Below are 2,877 nucleotides of genomic sequence, written 5' to 3' on the forward strand. Positions count from 1 at the left end.
TTGTGTGTTTACCTTTACTAAGTTCGTCAATAATTTTTAGTTTAAAAGGTTCTGAATACCGTCTAATTACTTTGTCATTTTTGTACATAATGTTTAAAATTATGTAGCCTTTATTCAGGACGGGTCACACTGCTGTATAACGGTCTCGGCTATGAGTAGTTGCGTGGTTTGTCACTTAATTTTGCAAGTACAGACCAAACTGAAAATCCGCAAGGATTTTCAGAAGTAGGCGAGAACAAGCAATTACTTATAGCCATTGTTAGCAACTGGTTTTATTTATGTTAGTTTATTAGTCAATTCCAAGTCTTTTTTCCATTTCTCGCCATTGTTTACCGAACTCAATTTGTTCCTCTACTTCTTTTCGTTTTTCTTCAGGTAAACATTGAATACAAGTCGGATATTGAATTCCCTTGTAAAACTCCTTGCACTTTGGACATAATTCCATTCTGTGCAAGTCATAGTTAGAAGCACACTTTCTACAAGCTGTTATTGTATCCTCAAACGAAAGGTATTTGATATTGTCGTTTAGATATAGCAAAAACGCTTTTTTTTCAATAGATTCAGCGTCTTTATCCTTTGCTTTATTCCTTTGAAACCAATACTTAATATTTGATAGGTTATGTCTGTTTTTCCATTTGTCTTTAGACACGAAACACTTGTCTCTCACTTCATAAGCGTCCTCATCTTCGAAAAAAATGGAAATCAGTTCGCTTGCTGACCTATAATTTGCTTCATCAAATTCGTGTTTACAATCCGTACAGCGATATTTTGGCATTTTTCTTACCCTTTCGCTTGGGTTTTTACTATTACAATTTGGACACAAAGGAATAGGGATATATTCATAATCACTTAATACGTGATTTCGAAACTCAGTTTTATCTATTTCGGAATTGCTATTAATATATTGATTAGTATAATTTCTTGTTATCACTCTCAAATATTCGTTGTATTTTTTTGGATGAGAAAGATGCTGTAATGTTAAAGTTTCTTTACTATTACATATTTGGCATTTTTCTTTAATGATTTTCAATCTTCTTTCTTTCCAATCTTTTGAGTGCCAAGACCGTTGTCCTTCTTTGAAGTCTTTCCAACACTGCTCTTTTGCAAGTTCTATCCCAATCTCATTATTTATGAGTTTGTCTCTCAATTCTATAAGCTCGTTATATGTTAACATTCGATTTCTATGTATGAGTTGATGAACGCAATGTTGGTTTAACTTGTTGCTAACGGTCTTGTGTATGAAATGTAGCGTATAAATAGACGCTAACTTTTCGGATTTAGCACGAGCCGAATTTTTTATTTTATGTTTAAATTTCTTTTCTAAATATAACCAAATAAAAAATTTGGCGTATTTTGTAAATATACAAAAACCTCTCGGAAAGCCTTTAATAGCTATGTTTTATACACGTTGTTACCACCAGTTTTTAATCACATCCGCCACAACCACCGCAACTACTACATCCACTATCACAAGAAGAGCAACCAGATGCGTCAAATTCAGAATCAAATGAATCTAAAGTGTCATCAAAGCTATCAAAATATGAATCAAACATATAATCGTCTTCAAAAAAGTCAACATATAACCACCAATCACTGTCAGAATCATAAGTATCACTATGTAAAACTTTTTGTTGATTTAGTAATTCTTTATCGATTGTTTTTAAAAGTTGAAAATCTAAGTTTTTTAATAAGAAAATATTTCCTCCAATTCTCAATAATAACTCTAATCCTTTCTTCTTATCATTATGAAGCAGATGGTCTATACTTTTATCAATCTCATTTAAATAGTTTGATATTTCTCTCCTTAGTTTGTTTCCGTTGTCAGTTAGTTTATTTAACCTAAATAAATTTAATAAGAATGATTGCTTAAAATAAGGGGTGATTTCTCGATTACTTCTTGTCGATTTTTTAAAATTCCAGCTTCCGTTTGAAGTATCGTAAGCCATTTTTATAAAGTTCTTAAATAGTATTTGAATTGAAGGACTTTTAATAAATGGACTCAAATAAATTAATTCGTGATTTTTTGGCTGGTATTTATTAAAGTTTTTACCTGAAATTACATATGTATAAGTTCTAATGTAGTTGTCTCTAGGATGAGATTTTTTATCAATTTCTTTAATTTCAATTACTTTCTTTAGAAGTAAATCCATAAAAGTAAACTTCATTAAATCTTTCAATTTTACATAGGAACAATCTTTAATTAGCATTGTTTCTGCAGGTGTTATTTGAGATAGTATTTTCATTACTTTTTAAATCGTAGTTTAGGTATTATCCAATTTCTCTTTCTATTAACTCTTGTAAAGTGAATCTCGTTAAATCTTGTATCAATATCAACCCAAATGTCACTTGGTGGTTTTTCATTAAATATTGATTCGTAAAAATCAAGTGTTTTTGAATATTGTTCTTTAAATAAAGTTCTTTCCTCTGAGCCTTTTGTTGGTCCGTGATGAATATTTTTATTTATTGTGTTTTTACAAAGTTCAATCCAATATGATTCCGTGTAAAGTAAATGAAGATGCCAGACTTGGTCAATTTGGTCTGAAGGTGTTTGAGGGAAATCTGAAATAGTAATCAGAAAAATAAATTTTTTGTATTCCAATATTGTTCTCAGCGAATATTCTATTGACCAATCATTTTCTCTTGCCAATCTATCTGTAAATGTAAAAGAAGAACCTATGTCGTCAATTTCAAAATTTTGAATTTTATTCCATAATTTATTTTGTTCTTCTGTCATTTTTGGCAATTGGTGGTAACGGTCTCGTATAACCGTCAGTTACGGGTTTATATGTTTTACTTTTCGGTTAAGCACAGACTTTAGCAATTCCGAGTGGATTCGGACGTAGTCGAATCCGCCGTAATTGCGGTTATACATTGTTA

General features: G+C 30.7%; 3 protein-coding genes. All 3 read right to left on the reverse strand.

Going from position 1 to position 2,877, the window contains the following annotated elements; genetic code table 11:
* Positions 1 to 289 precede the first annotated feature (289 nt).
* The 3 genes from ABD715_RS17715 to ABD715_RS17725 all read right to left on the reverse strand — a co-directional run bounded on the left by ABD715_RS17715 (position 290) and on the right by ABD715_RS17725 (position 2,734).
* Positions 290 to 1,174 (reverse strand): hypothetical protein, encoded by an 885-nt coding sequence (locus tag ABD715_RS17715; protein ID WP_344789669.1) that lies wholly within the window; start codon positions 1,172 to 1,174, stop codon positions 290 to 292.
* Positions 1,175 to 1,424: 250 nt separating this feature from the next.
* A complete protein-coding gene (locus ABD715_RS17720; RefSeq protein WP_299436457.1) occupies positions 1,425 to 2,243 on the reverse strand; it encodes a hypothetical protein in 819 nt (272 codons plus the stop codon).
* The gene (locus tag ABD715_RS17725; RefSeq protein ID WP_344789670.1) at positions 2,243 to 2,734 is read right to left on the reverse strand and encodes a glycine-rich domain-containing protein; all 492 of its coding nucleotides are present in this window, start codon (positions 2,732 to 2,734) and stop codon (positions 2,243 to 2,245) included. The genes ABD715_RS17720 and ABD715_RS17725 overlap by 1 nt, the downstream gene beginning before the upstream one ends.
* Positions 2,735 to 2,877: the final 143 nt, after the last annotated feature.

The sequence above is a fragment of the Postechiella marina genome, from assembly GCF_039538365.1.
Classification (GTDB): domain Bacteria; phylum Bacteroidota; class Bacteroidia; order Flavobacteriales; family Flavobacteriaceae; genus Postechiella; species Postechiella marina.

Excerpts from the sequence above, each read along its gene's own strand:
- ABD715_RS17715 (WP_344789669.1), bottom strand. The coding sequence starts at position 1,174 with ATGTTAACATATAACGAGCTTATAGAATTGAGAGACAAACTCATAAAT.
- ABD715_RS17720 (WP_299436457.1), bottom strand. The coding sequence starts at position 2,243 with ATGAAAATACTATCTCAAATAACACCTGCAGAAACAATGCTAATTAAA.
- ABD715_RS17725 (WP_344789670.1), bottom strand. The coding sequence starts at position 2,734 with ATGACAGAAGAACAAAATAAATTATGGAATAAAATTCAAAATTTTGAA.